This is a genomic window from Micromonospora sp. DT81.3, assembly GCF_049847225.1.
In the GTDB taxonomy this organism is placed as follows: Bacteria; Actinomycetota; Actinomycetes; order Actinomycetales; family Microbacteriaceae; genus Microbacterium.
The window spans coordinates 412,144-429,260 of record NZ_JBNCNY010000001.1 but is presented as its reverse complement, the minus strand read 5'-3'; the positions used below and the strand labels follow the sequence as shown (position 1 = coordinate 429,260).

Annotated in this window: 15 protein-coding genes and 1 pseudogene; 12 read left to right on the top strand and 4 right to left on the bottom strand. The window is 70.1% G+C overall.

What is annotated here, in order from left to right:
- The first annotated feature begins 9 nt into the window (after nucleotides 1-9).
- From ACPW96_RS02000 to ACPW96_RS01990, 3 genes are all read left to right on the top strand, one after another.
- Complete coding sequence (locus ACPW96_RS02000; protein WP_425881833.1) at nucleotides 10-1,533, top strand: family 43 glycosylhydrolase; 1,524 nt, start codon at nucleotides 10-12, stop codon at nucleotides 1,531-1,533.
- On the top strand, nucleotides 1,530-4,346 hold the full coding sequence (locus tag ACPW96_RS01995) for a family 78 glycoside hydrolase catalytic domain (protein ID WP_425881832.1): 2,817 nt from the start codon (nucleotides 1,530-1,532) through the stop codon (nucleotides 4,344-4,346). Before ACPW96_RS02000 ends, ACPW96_RS01995 begins: the two co-directional genes overlap by 4 nt.
- 70 nt (nucleotides 4,347-4,416) lie before the next feature.
- Nucleotides 4,417-6,162, top strand: coding sequence for a DUF5605 domain-containing protein (locus ACPW96_RS01990; RefSeq protein ID WP_425881831.1), 1,746 nt, complete (start codon nucleotides 4,417-4,419; stop codon nucleotides 6,160-6,162).
- 95 nt (nucleotides 6,163-6,257) lie between these two features.
- Here ACPW96_RS01990 and ACPW96_RS01985 read toward each other — a convergent pair whose 3' ends face one another.
- Both ACPW96_RS01985 and ACPW96_RS01980 read right to left on the bottom strand, forming a co-directional pair.
- Nucleotides 6,258-6,662: a VOC family protein gene (locus tag ACPW96_RS01985; protein ID WP_425819688.1), complete on the bottom strand. Its 405-nt coding sequence runs from the start codon at nucleotides 6,660-6,662 to the stop codon at nucleotides 6,258-6,260.
- Nucleotides 6,663-6,747: 85 nt separating this feature from the next.
- Nucleotides 6,748-7,371: a helix-turn-helix domain-containing protein gene (locus tag ACPW96_RS01980; RefSeq protein ID WP_425881830.1), complete on the bottom strand. Its 624-nt coding sequence runs from the start codon at nucleotides 7,369-7,371 to the stop codon at nucleotides 6,748-6,750.
- A gap of 65 nt (nucleotides 7,372-7,436) precedes the next feature.
- Between ACPW96_RS01980 and ACPW96_RS01975 the strand changes: the two genes are divergently transcribed.
- A complete protein-coding gene (locus ACPW96_RS01975; protein ID WP_425881829.1) occupies nucleotides 7,437-8,426 on the top strand; it encodes an NAD(P)/FAD-dependent oxidoreductase in 990 nt (329 codons plus the stop codon).
- Nucleotides 8,399-9,232 carry an aldo/keto reductase gene (locus tag ACPW96_RS01970; protein ID WP_425881828.1) on the top strand — a complete coding sequence of 278 codons (834 nt, stop codon included), beginning with the start codon at nucleotides 8,399-8,401 and terminating at the stop codon, nucleotides 9,230-9,232. The genes ACPW96_RS01975 and ACPW96_RS01970 overlap by 28 nt, the downstream gene beginning before the upstream one ends.
- Here the strand turns inward: ACPW96_RS01970 and ACPW96_RS01965 are convergent.
- Nucleotides 9,229-9,825, bottom strand: a complete 597-nt coding sequence (locus tag ACPW96_RS01965) for a TetR/AcrR family transcriptional regulator (protein ID WP_425881827.1) — start codon at nucleotides 9,823-9,825, stop codon at nucleotides 9,229-9,231. The genes ACPW96_RS01970 and ACPW96_RS01965 overlap by 4 nt on opposite strands.
- 62 nt (nucleotides 9,826-9,887) lie before the next feature.
- Here ACPW96_RS01965 and ACPW96_RS01960 point away from each other — a divergent pair, with 62 nt between their 5' ends.
- From ACPW96_RS01960 to ACPW96_RS01950, 3 genes are all read left to right on the top strand, one after another.
- On the top strand, nucleotides 9,888-11,003 hold the full coding sequence (locus tag ACPW96_RS01960; RefSeq protein ID WP_425881826.1) for a hypothetical protein: 1,116 nt from the start codon (nucleotides 9,888-9,890) through the stop codon (nucleotides 11,001-11,003).
- Nucleotides 11,004-11,124: 121 nt separating this feature from the next.
- A complete protein-coding gene (locus ACPW96_RS01955) occupies nucleotides 11,125-11,490 on the top strand; it encodes an ArsR/SmtB family transcription factor (RefSeq protein WP_425881825.1) in 366 nt (121 codons plus the stop codon).
- Nucleotides 11,487-11,930, top strand: coding sequence for an SRPBCC family protein (locus ACPW96_RS01950; RefSeq protein ID WP_425881824.1), 444 nt, complete (start codon nucleotides 11,487-11,489; stop codon nucleotides 11,928-11,930). Before ACPW96_RS01955 ends, ACPW96_RS01950 begins: the two co-directional genes overlap by 4 nt.
- Nucleotides 11,931-11,985: 55 nt before the next feature.
- Here ACPW96_RS01950 and ACPW96_RS01945 read toward each other — a convergent pair whose 3' ends face one another.
- The gene (locus tag ACPW96_RS01945) at nucleotides 11,986-12,831 is read right to left on the bottom strand and encodes an NAD-dependent epimerase/dehydratase family protein (RefSeq protein WP_425881823.1); all 846 of its coding nucleotides are present in this window, start codon (nucleotides 12,829-12,831) and stop codon (nucleotides 11,986-11,988) included.
- 187 nt (nucleotides 12,832-13,018) lie between these two features.
- Between ACPW96_RS01945 and ACPW96_RS01940 the strand changes: the two are divergent.
- The 4 genes and pseudogenes from ACPW96_RS01940 to ACPW96_RS01925 all read left to right on the top strand — a co-directional run bounded on the left by ACPW96_RS01940 (nucleotide 13,019) and on the right by ACPW96_RS01925 (nucleotide 16,870).
- Nucleotides 13,019-14,110: pseudogene (locus tag ACPW96_RS01940) on the top strand (DNA glycosylase AlkZ-like family protein).
- 44 nt (nucleotides 14,111-14,154) lie between these two features.
- Nucleotides 14,155-14,511 carry a cupin domain-containing protein gene (locus tag ACPW96_RS01935; RefSeq protein ID WP_425881822.1) on the top strand — a complete coding sequence of 119 codons (357 nt, stop codon included), beginning with the start codon at nucleotides 14,155-14,157 and terminating at the stop codon, nucleotides 14,509-14,511.
- Between the two features lie 185 nt (nucleotides 14,512-14,696).
- Nucleotides 14,697-15,995 carry an MFS transporter gene (locus ACPW96_RS01930; protein WP_425881821.1) on the top strand — a complete coding sequence of 433 codons (1,299 nt, stop codon included), beginning with the start codon at nucleotides 14,697-14,699 and terminating at the stop codon, nucleotides 15,993-15,995.
- A gap of 50 nt (nucleotides 15,996-16,045) precedes the next feature.
- Nucleotides 16,046-16,870: a MerR family transcriptional regulator gene (locus tag ACPW96_RS01925; RefSeq protein WP_425881820.1), complete on the top strand. Its 825-nt coding sequence runs from the start codon at nucleotides 16,046-16,048 to the stop codon at nucleotides 16,868-16,870.
- Nucleotides 16,871-17,117: the final 247 nt, after the last annotated feature.

Below are 17,117 nucleotides of genomic sequence, written 5' to 3'. Positions count from 1 at the left end.
AGGAACACCGTGACCACGCTCTACAACCCGCTGCTGAACGGCTTCCACCCCGACCCGAGCGTCGTGAAGGTCGGTGAGGACTACTACCTCGCGACATCCACGTTCGAATACCTGCCCGGCATCCCGATCCACCACTCGCGGGACTTCGAGAACTGGACCCTGATCGGGCACGTCGCGCTCACCGAAGCACAGCTCGGCATCGCGGATGTCCCCACCGCCGGTGGCGCGTGGGCACCCACGATCCGGTTCCGCGACGGGGTGTTCCACGTGATCATCACCGTGGCGATGGCGCGCGGGATGCTGCACTTCACCGCCACGGACCCGGCCGGACCGTGGAGCAAGGGCGAGGTCATCCTCGGCGTCGACGGCGAGGAGAGCGTGAACGGCATCGATCCCGACCTGGCATGGGACGACGACGGCACCGCCTACGTCACCTACTCCGGACTGATCATGAGCGGCGCTCAGCTGGGGGCGCACCTCGGGGTGCAGCAGGTGAAGGTCGATCTCGACCGCCATATCGCGCTGGAGGAGCCCCGCTCGCTCTGGTCCGGCACCGGCCTCATGTTCCCCGAGGCGCCGCACCTCTACCGGCACGAGGGGCACTGGTACCTGATGATCGCCGAGGGCGGCACCGAGCGCGGCCACGGCATCAGCATCGCCCGCGGCGATTCGCCGGAGGGGCCGTTCGAGCCGGCGCCCCTCAATCCGCTCGTGTCGGCCCGCTCGACGAGCCGCCCCGTGCAGAACACCGGTCACGGCGACCTGGTGGTCGGCCCCGACGGCGACTGGCTCGTCGTGCTGCTCGGCGTGCGTCCCCGCAGCATGACCCGCGCCTTCTCGGCGCTCGGCCGTGAGACGTTCGTGACGAGCGTGCGGTGGGTGGACGGCTGGCCCGAGATCGATCCGGTGGAGCTCCGCCTCCGCCCGGGAACGGCGATCATCGAGGACTTCGACGGTACTGAGTCGGACGGCGACGAGCTGGACGGCGAGTGGATCGCGGTGCGCCGCTCGCCGGCGGGACTCGCCGACCTGACGAGCAGGCCCGGCTGGCTCGTGCTGCGCGGCGACGGTTCGACGATGGATGACGCGCATCCCGTCTTCGTCGGGCGCCGGCAGCAGCACCTCACGAACGCCGTGTCGGCGCGGGTGGATGCGTCGGCCGGCGTCGGCGGTCTCTCGCTGCGCTACGACGAGCGCTTCCACGTGGACCTCGAGGTGGGCGGCGGCTCGGTGACCGGCCGCGCCGTTCTCGGCGGGCTGCGCCAGGAGTGGATCCATCCCTTCGAGGGCGACGTGCTCGACCTGCACATCGTCAGCGGGCCTCCTGAGGGCGACGGGGGCTTCCCCCGCACCAGCGACATCATCCGGCTGGCGGCCACCATCGACGGCGAACGGGTCGAGCTCGGCGAGGTGGACGGCAGGTTCCTGTCGTCGGAGACGACCGAGTCGTTCACCGGCCGCGTCATCGGCGCCTACGCCGTGAGCGGCACGTTCGCGGTGGACCGCTTCGCGGCAGAAGGGCACGACGAATGACGCGCATCGCGACCATGCGGGCCGAGTTGCGGGATGACACCGCCCTCGTCGCCACGGCGACTCCGCGCCTGAGCTGGACCGTCGAGGCGGAGCAGCCTGGATGGCTGCAGGCGTCGGCCGAGCTGCGTGCCGGGAACGAGTCCGCCACGATCTCGGGTCGGGACTCGGTGCTCGTGGAGTGGCCGTTCGCCCCGCTCCAACCCGGGGAGGTCCGCGCCGTCGAGATCCGCGCGACGGCCGAGAGCGGCGACACGACCCCGTGGAGCGAGCCGCTCGCGGTGAGCGGAGCCTTCCTGGGGGAGGGCGAGTGGATCGCGGAGCCGATCGGCCTCGCCGACCCGGCGCGCGAAGCGCAGCCCTTCCGCGTGCGCACGAGGTTCGAACTCGACGCGCCGGTGCGCCGAGCCACCCTCTTCTGGACGGCCCTCGGCGCTGCCGAGCCCGAGCTCAACGGCGCTGCGGTCTCGGACGACGTGCTCGCACCAGGATGGACCAGCTACCGCGACCGCCTCGTGCACGAGACCGTCGATGTGACCGACCTCGTCCACCCGGGGGAGAACGTCCTCGGTGCCACGGTCGCCGGTGCCTGGTACACCGAGAAGTACGGCTTCTTCTCCTTCGCCGACCGCGTCTACGGCGACCAGCCGTCGTTCCTCGGCCAGCTGAGGCTGGAGTTCGAGGACGGGTCCACTCGCACGATCGCGACCGACGGAGGCTGGCGGGCCGACGGGAACGGCCCGGTCGTGGCATCCGGAATCTACGCCGGCGAGCACCACGATCTGCGCCTCACCGACGCCGCGTGGTCGGCGCCCGGATACGACGACGCCTCCTGGACTCCCGTGCGCGTGGGCCCGGCGTCCCGGCCGGGCTACGAGAACGTGCCGGTGCCCGAGGCGCGCATCGCACCGCCCGTGCGCCGGATAGAGACGCTTCCCGTGGCCGAGGTGCTCACGTCGCCCTCCGGCGCCCTGGTGCTCGATTTCGGCCAGAACCTCGTCGGCCGCCTGCGCCTGCGCGTGGCCGGTCCCGCCGGCACGCGTATCAGCGTGCACCACGCGGAGGTGCTGGATGGGGGAGAGCTGGCGCTGCGACCGCTGCGGAACGCGGCATCCGAAGCGCACTTCGACCTCGCCGGAGACGGCCCCGAGACGCTCGAGTCGCGGTTCACGTTCCACGGCTTCCGGTACGCGCAGCTCGACGGCTGGCCCGGAAAGTTCGACCCCGCGGACGTCGAGGCCCTGGTGCTGCACACGGACATGGTGCGCACCGGCTGGTTCGAGTCCTCGCACGCCCAGCTGAATCGCCTGCACGAGAACGTCGTGTGGGGGATGCGCGGCAACTTCCTCTCGATCCCCACCGACTGCCCGCAGCGCGACGAGCGCCTCGGGTGGACCGGCGACCTGCAGGTCTTCAGCCCCACCGCGAGCTTCCTGTACGACTGCGACGGATTCCTCACGTCGTGGCTGCGCGACCTCGCCCTCGAGCAGGCGCGCAACGAGGGGAACGTCCCGCTGGTCGTGCCCGCCGCACTTCCGGGCTTCGGCGGCCCGGCCGCCGTGGCGGCGTGGGGCGATGCCGCGACCGTCGCCCCGTGGGTGCTTCGTGAGCGCTTCGGCGACGATGGTGTGCTGCGCGCGCAGTACGCCAGCATGCGCGATTGGGTCGACGCCGTGCTGCGCGTTTCGACCGATGGTCTCTGGGCGCACACGTTCCAGCTCGGCGACTGGCTCGACCCGGCGGCCCCGCCCGACAAGCCGGGCGCCGCCAAGGTCGACTCCGACATCGTGGCCAGCGCCTACCTCGCGCGGTCGCTGCGGATCGTCGCCGACACGGCCGCACTGCTCGGGAACGGGGCGGATGCGGAGAAGTACGGCGCGCTCGCGGAGAGCAGCCGGGCGGCGTTCGTCGCCGAGTACGTGACACCGGGCGGGCGGATGATGTCGGACGCCCCGACCGCCTATGCGCTGGCGCTCGGCTTCGACCTCGTGCGCGATGCCGCGGTGCGGTCCCGGCTGGCGCGGCGCCTGGCCGAGCTGGTGCGCGCCGGCGGCTACCGGATCGGCACCGGCTTCGTGGGCACGCCGCTGGTCACGGATGCCCTCACCGACGGCGGCTACCTCGACGAGGCCGCCCGACTGCTGCTGCAGACGGAGAACCCCTCATGGCTCTACCCGGTGACGATGGGCGCGACGACGGTCTGGGAGCGCTGGGACAGCCTGCTCGAGGACGGCTCCGTCAACCCGGGTGAGATGACCTCGTTCAACCACTACGCGCTCGGCGCGGTCGCGGACTGGCTGCACCGCACCGTCGCGGGGCTCGCGTCCGACGAGCCGGGATACCGCCGCATCCGCATCGCCCCCCGGCCCCTGGCCGAGCTGGAGCACGCCTCGGCGCGGCACATCACGCCGTACGGGCCGGCATCCGTCTCCTGGCGCCGTGCCGGATCATCCATCGTCGTCACCGCCGAGATCCCGCCGAACACCACGGCCGTCATCGACCTGCCGGGCCTCGATGTCGCGGAGGTCGGCTCCGGGCGGCACGAGTGGACGTTCGCCGACCGGCCGACGCCCGAGTTCGCCGGACCGTTCGATCTCGACTCGTCCACCGCATCCGTGATCGACGACCCGCGCGCCTACCGCGCGCTGATCGATGCGATCGCGGAGCACGACCCCGGCAAGGCCGACGAAGTGCGCCGCGACACCGTGTGGGCGGAGGGGCGCACGGTGCGTCAGTCGCTCATGTTCACCCCGCATTCCCTGCTCGAGTACGTGGAAGAGGCGCTCGCCGCGATCACGGAGCACACCCCTCGATAGACCCGGCGGAAAGATCGCGGAAACCGCATCTCGAATCGGCCGACCGACCCAGCCCTTGGAGGCACAGCCCATGTTCGATCGCAGTTCCACCTTCGGCGAGGCACTCGACAGCCCGGCCGCGCGTTCCGTGCTCGAGGTGTTCCTCCCGGGCATCGCGGCATCACCCATGGCGTCGCAGTTCCGCGGCGCTCGGCTGGGTCAGGTCGTGAACCTGGTGCCCGGACTCGCCGAGTCGGTCGATAAGGACCGCTTCTTCGCGGCGCTCGCCGAGCTCGAGGAGGGCGGAGCGGGGCGCGCTCCGTATGCGCCCGCCATCGACCCGCATCCGGAGTACGAACCGGAGAGCGTGCCTCGCGGTTCCGCCGGTGTCACGCTCCCCCAGCCGACGCCGCAGTGGGGCGTCGTCGAGGTGCGCTTCGCCGGCCCGAGCCACGGCAACCCCTTCGTCGACGTGGAGCTCACCGCATCTTTCACGAACGGCGGTCGCACTCTCCGCGTCGGCGGCTTCTACGACGGCGACGGCGAGTACGTGCTTCGCCTGCTCGCCGAGGAAGTCGGCACCTGGCGGTTCGAGACGTCATCGACCGCCCGCTCCCTCGACGGGATCACCGGCGAGGTCGTGGTGACCGAGCCGGACCCGGGCGCACATGGACCCGTCCGCGCCGACGGCTTCCACTTCGTGCACGCCGATGGGACCCGGTACCGGCCGGTGGGAACCACGGCCTACGCCTGGACCCACCAGCCCGAAGAGCTGCAGGAGCGCACCCTTCGGGCGCTGGAGGGCTCCGGCTTCACGAAGATGCGCATGTGCATCTTCCCGAAGTCCTACCTCTACAACGAGAACGAACCGGAGGACTTCCCCTTCCCGGGGTCGATCGAGGAGGGGTTCGACCTCGAGCGCTTCGACACCGGCCACTTTCGCCGGGTGGAGCAGCGCATCGCGCAGCTCGGCGCGCTCGGCATCGAGGCCGACCTTATCCTCTTCCACGCCTACGACCGCTGGGGGTTCGCCGATCTCGGACGCGCCGTCGACGAGCGCGCCCTGCGCTACGTCGTCCGTCGCCTGGCGGCCTATGCGAACGTGTGGTGGGCGCTCGCGAACGAGTACGACCTGCTCTGGGCGAAGACGGAAGAGGACTGGGAGCGCATCGCCGAGATCATCGGCGAGGAGGATCCGCACGGGCACCTGACCTCCATCCACAATTGCCGCCCGTTCTACGACCAGACGCGTCCGTGGATCACGCACGCCAGCGTGCAGCGCGTCGATGTGTACCGCACGGCGGAGAACACCGACCATTGGCGCGAGCAATGGAACAAGCCGATCGTGATCGACGAGTGCGGCTACGAGGGCGACATCGACCAGGGCTGGGGCAACCTCACCGGCGAGGAGCTGGTGCGGCGCTGCTGGGAGGGCGCGATCCGCGGCGGCTACGTCGCTCACGGCGAGACCTACCTGAACGACGCGCACGAGCTGTGGTGGTCCAAGGGCGGCGAGCTCGTCGGCAGCAGCCCGGCGCGGATGGCGTTCCTGGACGGCATCATCGCCGAATCACCGACGGGAACGCTCGAGCCGCTCCCCTCCGATTGGGATGTTCCGTTCGGCGGTGTCGCGGGCGAGTACGTCGTCCTCTACTTCGGGTTCAACCGCCCCCGCTTCCGCAACGTCGTGCTGCCCGACGGGACCTTCGAGGTCGACGTGATCGACACGTGGGGGATGACGGTCGAGCCGGTGCCCGGCGTGCACAGCGGTGTCGTGCGCGTCGAACTCCCGGGGCGCCAGTACATGGCCGTGCGCCTGCGGCTCGTGCAGCCCTGACCCCCGTGCGCGAAGGGACGCGATCTGCTGACTCCGGTGTACCGAAGCCGCAACTTGCGTCCCTTCGGCAAGGATCGGGGAAGGGGTGCCCGGCGTCAGCTCTCGACGGTGGCGTCTGAATCCGAATCCGTCTCGCCCTCGACCTCGGTGGTGCCCTCGTAGAGCCCGATCGCATTGCCGTCCGGGTCGGCGATGATCGCCCACCAGCTGGTCGGGCTGATCGGCCCCTTCTCCATCGTCACGGTGCCGCCCGCGGCGACGGCGGCGGCGATGGCGTCATCGATCGAGTCGACCTCGACGTACGAACGAGGCTGCGTGAAGTCGGCGGTGCGCGGCGCGAGCCCGCCGCCGCTGACCTTGTTCGGCGCCTGCCACATCGGGTATCCCTCGTACCCCGGGGGCTCGGCGATCTTCCAGCCGAAGACCGTGGAGTAGAAGGACGCTCCCGCCGCCAGGTCGCTGACCGGGATGTCGATGTGCGTGATGTCGCCGTGAGCCATGGCGTCTCCTCTCGTCGGGTTCTGCCCGACGTGTCGCCGGGCGTTCCCGACAGTGTCCCGCCGATGGATGCGCACGACAAGAGGGTCACGCCCGATGCTCCGGGGCGCTCCTGCGGCCGGTGCTCGCGCGCACGTGCGCCCGCTCGCCCTGCTTGCCGAACAGGCTCAGGAACTCGACGGACTGGGCTTCCGCGGCCCCGAACCAGTGCGGAACACGCGTGTCGAACTCCGCGACCTCGCCCGGTCCGAGCACGAGGTCGTGCTCGCCGAGTACGAGGCGCAGCCGGCCGCTGAGCACGTAGAGCCACTCCCAGCCCTCGTGGGTCTGCGGATCGGGCTCGCGCACGACACCGGGCTCGACCATCTTGTAGGCCTGGATGCCGCCCGCGCGGCGCGTCAGCGGCACCATCGTGCGACCGTGTCTCGTGATGGGCCGCACGTGGATGCGGGGGTCCCCGGTCGGGGGAGCGTCGACCAGTTCGTCGAGCGTGACCCCGTGTGCCCGGGCCAGCGGCAGCAGCAGCTCGAGCGTCGGGCGGCGGTCGCCCGATTCGAGGCGAGACAGCGTGCTGACCGAGATGCCGGTGGTGGCGGACAGCTCGGCGAGTGTGGCGTCGCGCTGTGCGCGCAGCGTCCGGAGGCGGGGCCCGACCGCCAGCAGCGAGGCCGCGTCGAGGGCGGTGGGGTCATCGTCGCTTGCGGCATCCATGCGGTCAGTTTGCCATATCGGCAATAACGCTTGCCACACGGCATCCTCCGGCGCATCCTCGAGAGATGAATGAGAACCAGGATGCCGCGGTCGATGTCGTCGTGATCGGAGGGGGCGCCGCGGGGCTCAGCGGCGCGGTGACGCTCGCGCGGTCGCGCCGTTCGGTCGTCGTGGTGGACGCCGGCGAGCCGCGCAACGCTCCGGCAGCCGGCGTGCACGCGCTCCTCGGGCGCGAGGGCATCGCCCCGGCGGAGCTGCTCGAGCGAGGGAGGGCGGAGCTCGAGGGCTACGGCGGCACGATCCTCCGAGGCGAGGTCGTGCGCGCCGCGGCGGATGCGGACGGCTTCGCCGTCACCCTCGCCGACGGGCGCGCGATGCGAGCTCGCCGCCTGCTCGTCACGACCGGTCTCGTCGACGAGCTGCCCGCGGTTCCGGGCCTGCGCGAGCGGTGGGGTCGGGATGTGCTGCACTGCCCGTACTGCCACGGATGGGAGGTGCGCGACCGGGCCATAGGCATCCTCGCCACCACGCCGACGTCGGTGCATCAGGCGCTGCTCTTCCGCCAGCTGAGCGACGATGTGGTCTACTTCGCGGCGGGCGTCGGGATGCCGGAAGCCGAGGATGCCGAGAAGCTCCAGGCGCGCGGCATCCGGATCATCGAGGGCGAGATCACGGGCCTTCACATCGTCGATGACCGCCTGAGCGCCGTGCGTCTGAGCGACGGAGCGGTCATCGCCCGCGATGCCCTCGCCGTTGGTCCGCGGATGGTCGCCCGCTCGGCGGTCTTCGACGATCTGGGGCTCCAGCCGACGACCCACCCGATGGGCGAGTTCATCGCCGTGGATGCCACCGGACGAACGGCCGTGGCCGGGGTCTGGGCAGCGGGCAATGTCTCCGACCTGTCGGCGCAGGTCGGCATGGCGGCCGCCCAGGGCACGTTCGCGGCGGCGCAGCTCAACGCCGATCTGGTGGCGGAGGATGTGCAGATCGCTGTCACCAGGCACCGGGAGCGGGGGAAGATGGAGGCATGGTCAGCATCCCGAACATCACCCTGAACGATGGCAGCCCGTTCCCCGTGCTCGGGCTCGGCACCTACGGACTGCGAGGAGAGGACGGCATCGCGTCGCTCGTCGCGGGCATCGAGGCGGGCTACCGCCTGCTCGACACCGCGGTGAACTACGAGAACGAGGCCGAGGTCGGCGATGCCATCCGTCGCAGCGGCGTCGACCGCGACGAACTGATCGTCACCACGAAGATCCCCGGGCGCTCCCACGGCTTCGAAGAGGCGCTCGCCAGCACGAACGAGTCCCTCATCGTGCTGGGCCTCGATCGCATCGATCTCTCCCTGATCCATTGGCCGAACCCCCGCGTCGACAAGTACGTCGACACCTGGCGCGCGATGATCGAGCTTCGCAAACGAGGGTCGCTCCGCTCGATCGGCGTCTCGAACTTCACCGAGGCGATGCTGACGCGCCTGATCGACGAGACCGGAGTCGCTCCGGCGGTCAACCAGGTCGAGCTGCACCCCTACTTCCCGCAGACCGCGCTGCGCGCCTTCCACGCGGAGCACGGCATCCGCACCGAGAGCTGGAGCCCGCTCGCGCAGCGCAGCGAACTGCTGACCGAGCCGCTGCTCCGAGACCTCGCCGAGGTGCACGCCGCGAAGCCCTCCCAGGTCGTGCTGCGCTGGCACATCGACTCCGGCAGCACCCCGATCCCGAAATCGGGCGACCCGGACCGTCAGCAGGAGAACGCCGATCTCTTCGACTTCGAGCTCGACGCCGACGAGATCGCGGCCATCGCCGCCCTGGAGAAGGGGCGGCTCTGGGGCGCCGACCCCGACACCCACGAGGAATTCTAGGAGTCGGCCGGCGCCTGACGAAGGGCGGCGGCCACCGAGTCGACGTACTCGCGGGCATCGCGGGGGCCGAACAGCGCTGTGCTCGCGACGTATCCCTGCGCGAGGCTCATCACCGCCCGCGCGCTGTCGGCGACGAGCGACTCGGTGGCGGCTGGATCCGTCGCCTGCGTCTGCGCCCACGGCCGCAGAGCTGAACCCAGCGCTGCGCGGAGGCGGCCGACCGTTCCGAGCATCTCCTCCCGCATCTCCCCGGACATCGTGGCCTCGCCCCAGAACTGCAGCACGACTCCCGCCGGGAGCCCGTCCTCGGCGAACACCCCCAGCATGGTGGTGAGCACCTCACGAGGCGTGCGCACGTCATCCGTGCTCTGCAGGTAGTCCAGGCGCGGAAGAAGGTACTCGGCGACGACGTACCGGGCGAGTTCGACCTTGCTCGAGAAGTGCGAGTAGATGGCTCCCGTCGAAAGCCCGGACTCTTCGACGATGTCCGCGATCGATGTGTCGTGCACTCCCTTGCGCTCCAGGCACCGGATCGCCGCGAGGGCGATCTCGTCTCGACGGGCCTTCCGGTACTTCTCGCTGACGCGGGGCATGTAAAAAGAATACCCGTTCTGCTATTCTGCAAACAGAACACTCATTCTCTTTAGGAGTCCTCATGTCCGACACTTTCGTCCCGCGCGCCAAGTGGGGCCTCGCACTCGCGCTCGGCCTGGCGGCCTCGCTGGTCATCGCCGTGCTGATCATCGCTTTCGTGTGGCCGGCCGCGACATCCAAGCCGCAGAATCTGCCCGTCGGCATCAGCGGACCGGCGGATCGGGTCGCCGCTCTCGAGCAGGCGCTCGAAGCGCAGGAGGCCGATCCGTTCACCCTCGTCGAGGTGTCGTCCCGCGCCGACGCGGTCTCGCAGATCGAGGCGCGCGAACTGTACGGCGCGATCCTCCTCGACGAGCCGGAGGTGCTCACGGCGACCGCCGCGAGCCCCGCCGCCGCGCAGGCGCTGCGTGGCGTGGCGACCCAGCTGCAGTCCCAGCTCAGCACCGCGGTGCAGGATGCCCTGCTCGCCCAGGTGCAGGCGCTCGGCATCGCGCTGGCGACGGGACAGCCGCCGGCCGTCGCGCCGCCGGCGGGTGAGGGCGCCGACATCCCGTCGGTGACGGTGACGGATGTCGTACCCCTGGCCTCCTCCGACCCCACGGGCGCCGGCCTGGCGGCCGCGGCGTTCCCCCTCACGCTCGGCGGGATGCTCGCGGGCATCCTGCTGTCGCTGCTCGTCGCCGGCGCAGTGCGCCGCCTCGCGGGCCTCGTCGTGTTCGGCTTCGCCGCGGGAGCACTCGCGGCGCTCGTCATGCAGACGTGGTTCGGCCTGCTGCAGGGCGATTGGCTGCTCAATGCGGCGGCGCTCGGCCTCGGCATGTCGGCCACGGCCGCGTTCCTCATCGGCATGAACGCCGTGTTCGGCCGTCCCGGCCTCGGCATCGCCGCGATCGTCACCGTGTTGATCGCCAATCCGATCTCGGCGGCCGCCGTCCCGATGCAGTTCCTTCCGGAGCCGTGGGGCGCGATCGGGCAGTTCTTCGTGCCGGGCGCCGCATCGAACCTCCTCCGCTCGCTGAGCTACTTCCCGGATGCCGCGACCGCGGTGCAGTGGACCATCCTGGCGTGCTGGCTCATCGGCGGCGTGGTGCTGGCGCTCGTCGGGCACTACCGCGATCGGCCCGACATGCGCGTGCCCTCCGACCAACTGGAAGAGCCGGAGCTGCAGCCGGCGTAGTCCGGCGGGCTTCGCCCGCTGGCGGCCTCGGCGGGTGCCTGCAGCCGGCTTGACAACGACATCAGACCTGCTATATTCAACTCATCGGTTAAGAACTAAATGGTTGAATAAGGAGGCGGGGATGTCGGATGACCAGCTCAGCCGTACCTTCGCTGCCCTGGCCGACCCCACGAGGCGTGCGATGCTCGCACGTCTCGCGCAGGGGGAGGCGACCGTCGGGCAGCTCGCCGAGCCGTTCGACATGAGCTTCGCGGCGGTCTCCAAGCACCTGCGGGTGCTCGAGACCGCGGGGCTCGTCACCCGCGGACGCGATGCGCAGTACCGGCCGGCCACGCTCGATGCACGGCCGCTCGCCACGGCATCCGCCTGGATCGGCGACTATGCGCAGTTCTGGGCCGACAGCTTCGACGCGATGGGCTCGTACCTCGAGCGCATCCAGAACACGCAGGGCACAGGTGCCCGGAACCAAGAAGGAGAACACCCATGAACGACCAGATCACCGTCACCCGCACCTTCGCGGCGCCCCGCGAACTCGTCTGGGACGTGCTGACCACTCGCGAGCACTTCGCGGTGTGGTTCGGCACCGAGGCCGTGGACGTGCCCCTCGAGACGCTCGAATGGGACCTCGCCGTCGGCAACCGCTGGACCGCCGTCATGCACCTCCCCGACGGGACGACCAAGAGCTGGCTGGGGGAGTTCGTCGAGATCGATCGCCCCTCCCGCTTCGTCTTCCGCCTCACGGACGAGCCCGAGAACCCCGGTGACCTGGCGCCGGTCACGGTGGAGCTCGCCGACGTCGACGGCGGCACCGAGCTCACCCTCACCCAGGCGACCCCGGGGTGGAGCGACGAGAACCGCCAGGCTCTGATCGGCGGATACAACGCGTTCCTCGACTCGATGCAGGGGATTCTAGACCGCGTCGGCTGACCGGCCGCGGCATCCGCTCGTCGTCACCTCTCGACGGCGAGCCGGATGCCGGGTGTCAGACCTCGTCGCGCCAGGAGTGCTGCGGCTCGAAGCCCAGCAGCCGCCGTGCCTTGTCGATCGAGAGCATGGTGTCGTGCTCGCCGAGGTCGCCCCGAACCTCGACGCCGGGGAAGACCTCCGCGACGAGCTCGGCGTTCGGCTTCGACATCACGGTGTCGGCCGCCGCGATGATGAAGCGCTCGAAGCCCGGCGGCGCGACCTCGAGGGCGCGCTCGATCGCCAGCGCCCCGTCGCGGGCGTCGATGTAGCCCCACAGGTTCCACTTGCGACCGCGCGGGTCGGCGTCGTAGGAGGGGAACGCGGCGTAGTCCTCAGGCCACATCACGTTCGAGAAGCGCAGCGCCGTGATCGAGAGATCCGGGTGCCATCGCACCAGCTCGACGGCCATCGTCTCTTCGAGGTGCTTGACCAGCGAGTAGACCGACTCGGGGCGCGCCGGGTACTCCTCATCCACCGGGATGTAGGGCGGCGGCACGTCGAACGGAAGCCCCAGCACGGTCTCGCTCGATGCGTAGACGATGCGCCGGATGCCGAGGCGAACGGCGGCCCAGAACACGTTGAACGTGCTCGGCATGTTGTTGTGGAACGTGGCGACATCGCTCAGCATGCCGGGGGCGGGGATCGCACCGAGGTGCACGAGCGCGTCGATGCCGTCGTGCTGGTCGTTGACTCCGGCGAGCGCGTCGATCACCTGCCCGTAGTCGGTGAGGTCGACCCGCACGAAGCCCGGTCCTCGCTGCCCGGATACATCGAGATTGACGACGTTGTGGCCGTTCGCCCGGAGTTCGCGGACGACGACTGAACCAAGTTTTCCGGATCCTCCGGTGACGGCGATGCGCATGCAACCAGCCTGTCACGCCGGTGGTCGGCCGTGGGCGATCACCCCGACCCGGTCGCTGAGCCCTCACACTCACAAACCCGGTCGCTGAGCCTGTCGAAGCGTCGATGGCAGCGGCGAACGACCCCTCGACGGGCTCGGGGACCCTGATCAGGCGCCGCGCGTCTGTGCCTCCCGGTAGCCTCAACCGATGGTCGTGGAGCTGACGACGCGCGATGCGCGACGAATCGCCGTGCGCGCGCAGCTTCTGGATGCGGATCGCCCGGCAGATGTGGTCGAGGTGGCCGAGCAGCTCGGCGTGATCAACATCGACCCCACGGCCGCGGTCGCGCCGAGCGAAAACCTCCTGCTCTGGAGCCGCATCGGCGAGCCGTACGACCCTGGGCAGCTCAAGCGCGCCGCCGAGGTGGACCGCACCATCTTCGAGCTGGACGGCATGTTCCGCCCCGCCAGCCACCTGCCGTTGCTGCTGCCCGAGATGCGGCAGCCTCCGCGCTACGCGCAGACCCGCCAGTGGCTGGAAGACAACGATCGGTTCCGTCGCGACATCCTCGCCCTCCTGCGTGAGAGCGGACCTCTGCTTTCCAACGAGATCCCCGACACGAGCTCGGTGTCGTGGCCGTCGTCGGGCTGGACCAACGACCGCAACGTGAACCAGATGCTCGAAATCCTGGCGATGCGCGGCCAGGTCGCGATCGCGGGGCGCGAGAAGCGGCAACGGTACTGGGATCTCCCCGAGCGCGTCTATCCGCAGGATCTGCCGGAGCTCTCGCTCGACGAAGCGCGTGGCGAGCGCAACCCGCGGCGGCTTCGCGCGCTCGGAATCGCCAGGGCGAGATCCACCTCGATGCCGGGCGAGCCGATCGACGTGGGCGAAGCGGGTGTGGATGCCGTCGTCGACGGGGTCCCCGGGATCTGGCGCGTCGACCCCAATGCGCTCGACCAGCTCGGGGAGCCCTTCAAGGCCCGTACAGCGCTGCTCTCGCCGTTCGACCGGCTCGTGTTCGACCGTAAGCGCCTGTTCGAGCTCTTCGACTACGAGTACATCCTCGAGATGTACAAGCCGAAGGCGCAGCGCCGGTGGGGATAATTCGCGCTGCCGATCCTGCACGGGGACGAGTTCGTCGGCAAGCTCGATGCCGCGACCGACCGCAAGGCGGAGGTTCTGCGCGTGGGCGCCATCCACGAGGACGTGCCCTTCACACCGGATGTCGCGGCCGCCGTCGACGCAGAGATCGATGACCTCGCACGATGGCTCGGCCTGCGGGTCGATGGTGTCTGATCGGCACCTGGAACACCGACCGCATCCTCGGTACCGTGGCACGCATGTCCGACGTTCTCGATCTCCCCATCCCGTTCGCTGCACTGCGCGTGGGCGCTTCGCGCACGATGCGCTTCGAGGGCAAGGACTACGGCTCGGGCATCTCGTTCTTCTTCGTCGACAACGACCCCGGCATGGGACCGGGGCTGCACCGTCATCCCTACACGGAGACGTGGACCGTCATCGAGGGCGAGGCGACGATCACGATCGACGGCCGCGCCATCGTCGCACGCGCCGGCGATACGGCGGTCGTCGCTGTGAACACGTGGCACGGGTTCACGAACACGGGCGATGGGGCGCTGCGCATCCTCTGCATCCACGACTCGCCGGAGATCATTCAGGAGTTCCTGTACGAGGAGTGAGTCGCCTCGGGCGCCGCATCAACCTGCCGAGGGCTGCTCTGCCTGAGGTGGGCGCGCCGCCCCCGCCGCCAGCCGTCATCCGAACTCGCATCGGCTTCATGCCGGGACGAATCGCGCCGCTGCCCGCTCAGCCGACGGAACGGCTATCGTACAGAGCCGAGGTGCGATCGGGACCGGGGAGCGCAATGGACGAAGCCACGCTGGATGCCGTGAATATCGGCCGCGGTGCGCCGCGGCCCCGCCGCGTCCATCCCGGCTGGATCGTCGCCGCGGTAGCGTTCCTGGCTCTCGTCGCGGCGGCGGGGTTCCGCGCGGCACCCAGCGCCCTCATGCTTCCCCTTGAAGAGGAATTCGGCTGGTCGCGCAGCGTCATCTCGAGCGCGGTCACCGTCAATCTGCTGCTCTATGGACTGATGGCGCCCTTCGCCGCCGCGCTGATGAGCCGCTTCGGCATCCGTATCGTCACGACCATCGCCCTCCTGCTCGTCGCCGCCGGCGCGGGCATCAGCGTGTTCGCCACCAGCCCCTGGGTGCTCGTGCTGACGTGGGGTGTGCTGATCGGGCTCGGCACCGGGTCGATGGCACTCGTGTTCGCCGCCACGGTCGCGGACGCCTGGTTCGTGCGGCACCGGGGCCTCGTGGTCGGAACGCTCACGGCCGGCGGCGCGACGGGTCAGCTCGTCTTCCTCCCGCTCGTCGCCGCGATCGCCGAGGACCAGGGGTGGCGCGCCGCCACGCTGATCGTCTGCGGAGCGTCGCTCGCCGTCATCCCGCTCGTGCTCATGTTCGTTCGCAACCGCCCGTCGGATCTCGGCCTGCTCCCCGTCGGCGCCCCGGCCGATTGGGTCGAGCCACCGCGGGCCCGCGGGAACGCGGCGCTGCTCGCGCTGCGCACGCTCGGCCGCGCGAGCAGGTCGCGCACCTTCTGGGCGCTCGTCGCCGGCTTCGCCATCTGCGGTGCGACTACCAATGGCCTCGTCGGCACCCACTTCATCCCGAGCGCCCATGACCACGGGATGGCGCAGACCACCGCGGCGGGCTTGCTCGCCGTCGTCGGCATCTTCGACGTGATCGGGACGATCGTATCCGGCTGGCTGACCGATCGGTTCAATCCCCGGCTGCTGCTGGGCGTCTATTACGCGGGGCGCGGCCTCGGCCTCGCCGTGCTTCCGTTCCTCCTCTCCGACACCGTACGTCCGCCGATCATCGTGTTCGTGATCATCTACGGTCTCGACTGGGTGGCGACCGTGCCGCCCACGGTCGCGCTCTGCCGCGAGCTCTTCGGCCCCGACGGCCCGATCGTCTTCGGCTGGGTGTTCGCCGCCCACCAGTTCGGCGCCGCCTTCGCCGCGACCATGGCGGGCGTCATCCGTGACACCACCGGCGACTATTCCGTGGCGTGGTTCGGGGCGGCGGGGCTCTGCGTCGTCGCTGCCGTCGTCTCTCTGTCCATCCGGCGGGTGCGGACGCCGGAGCGCATGTGAGTTCGCTCGCTTGACCCTGCCACTGTGTCAGGGTTGACGCTGGGATCACCATGTACACCATCGGAGAGTTCGCGGCCTTCGGGCGCGTCAGCGCGCGGATGCTGCGGCACTACGACCGGATCGGACTTCTCGTGCCGGCGCGGGTCGACGAGTACTCGGGCTACCGGTACTACGACGGGTCGCAGCGCTCAGCGCTGGCCCTCATCGTGGAGCTCCGCGAGCTCGGCTGCTCGCTCGAGGATGCGGCCTCGGTGCTTCGTGCGGATGACACAACGGCGGCGCTTGCGGCGCTGCTGGAGCGTCGCCGCCGCGAGCTCGAGGACACACTCGCCGCCGACACGAGACGTCTGGATCGCATCGGTCTGCGCCTCCGACTCTTGAGAGGAGATACCCCCATGTCCACCCCAGAGATCGTCTTCAAGGACATCCCCGCCGCCCGGGTCTACGAGGCCGTCGCGACCGCGCCCGGCTTCGGTCCCGAGAACATCTCGCCCGTCATCGGGCCCCTGTTCGACAACCTGTACGACGCGCTCTCCCGTTCGGGCGCCGCCTTCGAAGAGACGGGGATCGCCTGGTACGAGCAGGGCGAGAACCCCGACACCGTCTACGTGCACGCCGGCTTTCCCGCGGGCTCCGACGCCCGGGACGGGGACGGGTTTCGCGTGCTCGAACTCCCGGCGCTGGCCGGTGCGGCGACGACCGTGCACCACGGCGACATGTCGAGCATCGGCGACTCGTGGGGCGCGCTGATGGAGGGAGTCGAACGCGAGGGATACCGGATGTCGGGGCCGAGCCGCGAGGTCTACCTCAGGTCTCAGCCCCTCCCGCAGACGGAGTGGGTCACGGAACTGCAGCAGCCTGTGGCGAAGGGCTGACGCGGCGGCCAGGGTTGGGGTTCGGTTGCTGACGGGTCGCCACCCCCCCGGGTCGCTGACGACCGCCACCCCCGGTAGCTGAGGGACCGCCACCCCCGGTCGCTGAGCGAGCGTAGCGAGACGAAGCGTCGTCGATCAGGGAACCTTGGTCACTGAGCGCCCCTCCTCTCGTCGCCTTGCTCCTCGCTGAGCGAGCGTAGCGAGCCGAAGGCGCTGCGCAGACAAGAACGCGGGTCGTGAGGTGCTC

Coding starts and splice junctions, on each gene's coding strand:
- ACPW96_RS01965 (WP_425881827.1), bottom strand. CDS start 9,825: ATGCCCCGCGTCAGCGAGAAGTACCGGAAGGCCCGTCGAGACGAGATC.
- ACPW96_RS01945 (WP_425881823.1), bottom strand. CDS start 12,831: ATGCGCATCGCCGTCACCGGAGGATCCGGAAAACTTGGTTCAGTCGTC.
- ACPW96_RS01995 (WP_425881832.1), top strand. CDS start 1,530: ATGACGCGCATCGCGACCATGCGGGCCGAGTTGCGGGATGACACCGCC.
- ACPW96_RS01990 (WP_425881831.1), top strand. CDS start 4,417: ATGTTCGATCGCAGTTCCACCTTCGGCGAGGCACTCGACAGCCCGGCC.
- ACPW96_RS01960 (WP_425881826.1), top strand. CDS start 9,888: ATGTCCGACACTTTCGTCCCGCGCGCCAAGTGGGGCCTCGCACTCGCG.
- ACPW96_RS01975 (WP_425881829.1), top strand. CDS start 7,437: ATGAATGAGAACCAGGATGCCGCGGTCGATGTCGTCGTGATCGGAGGG.
- ACPW96_RS01925 (WP_425881820.1), top strand. CDS start 16,046: ATGTACACCATCGGAGAGTTCGCGGCCTTCGGGCGCGTCAGCGCGCGG.
- ACPW96_RS01935 (WP_425881822.1), top strand. CDS start 14,155: ATGTCCGACGTTCTCGATCTCCCCATCCCGTTCGCTGCACTGCGCGTG.
- ACPW96_RS01970 (WP_425881828.1), top strand. CDS start 8,399: ATGGTCAGCATCCCGAACATCACCCTGAACGATGGCAGCCCGTTCCCC.
- ACPW96_RS01955 (WP_425881825.1), top strand. CDS start 11,125: ATGTCGGATGACCAGCTCAGCCGTACCTTCGCTGCCCTGGCCGACCCC.
- ACPW96_RS01950 (WP_425881824.1), top strand. CDS start 11,487: ATGAACGACCAGATCACCGTCACCCGCACCTTCGCGGCGCCCCGCGAA.
- ACPW96_RS01930 (WP_425881821.1), top strand. CDS start 14,697: ATGGACGAAGCCACGCTGGATGCCGTGAATATCGGCCGCGGTGCGCCG.
- ACPW96_RS01985 (WP_425819688.1), bottom strand. CDS start 6,662: ATGGCTCACGGCGACATCACGCACATCGACATCCCGGTCAGCGACCTG.
- ACPW96_RS01980 (WP_425881830.1), bottom strand. CDS start 7,371: ATGGATGCCGCAAGCGACGATGACCCCACCGCCCTCGACGCGGCCTCG.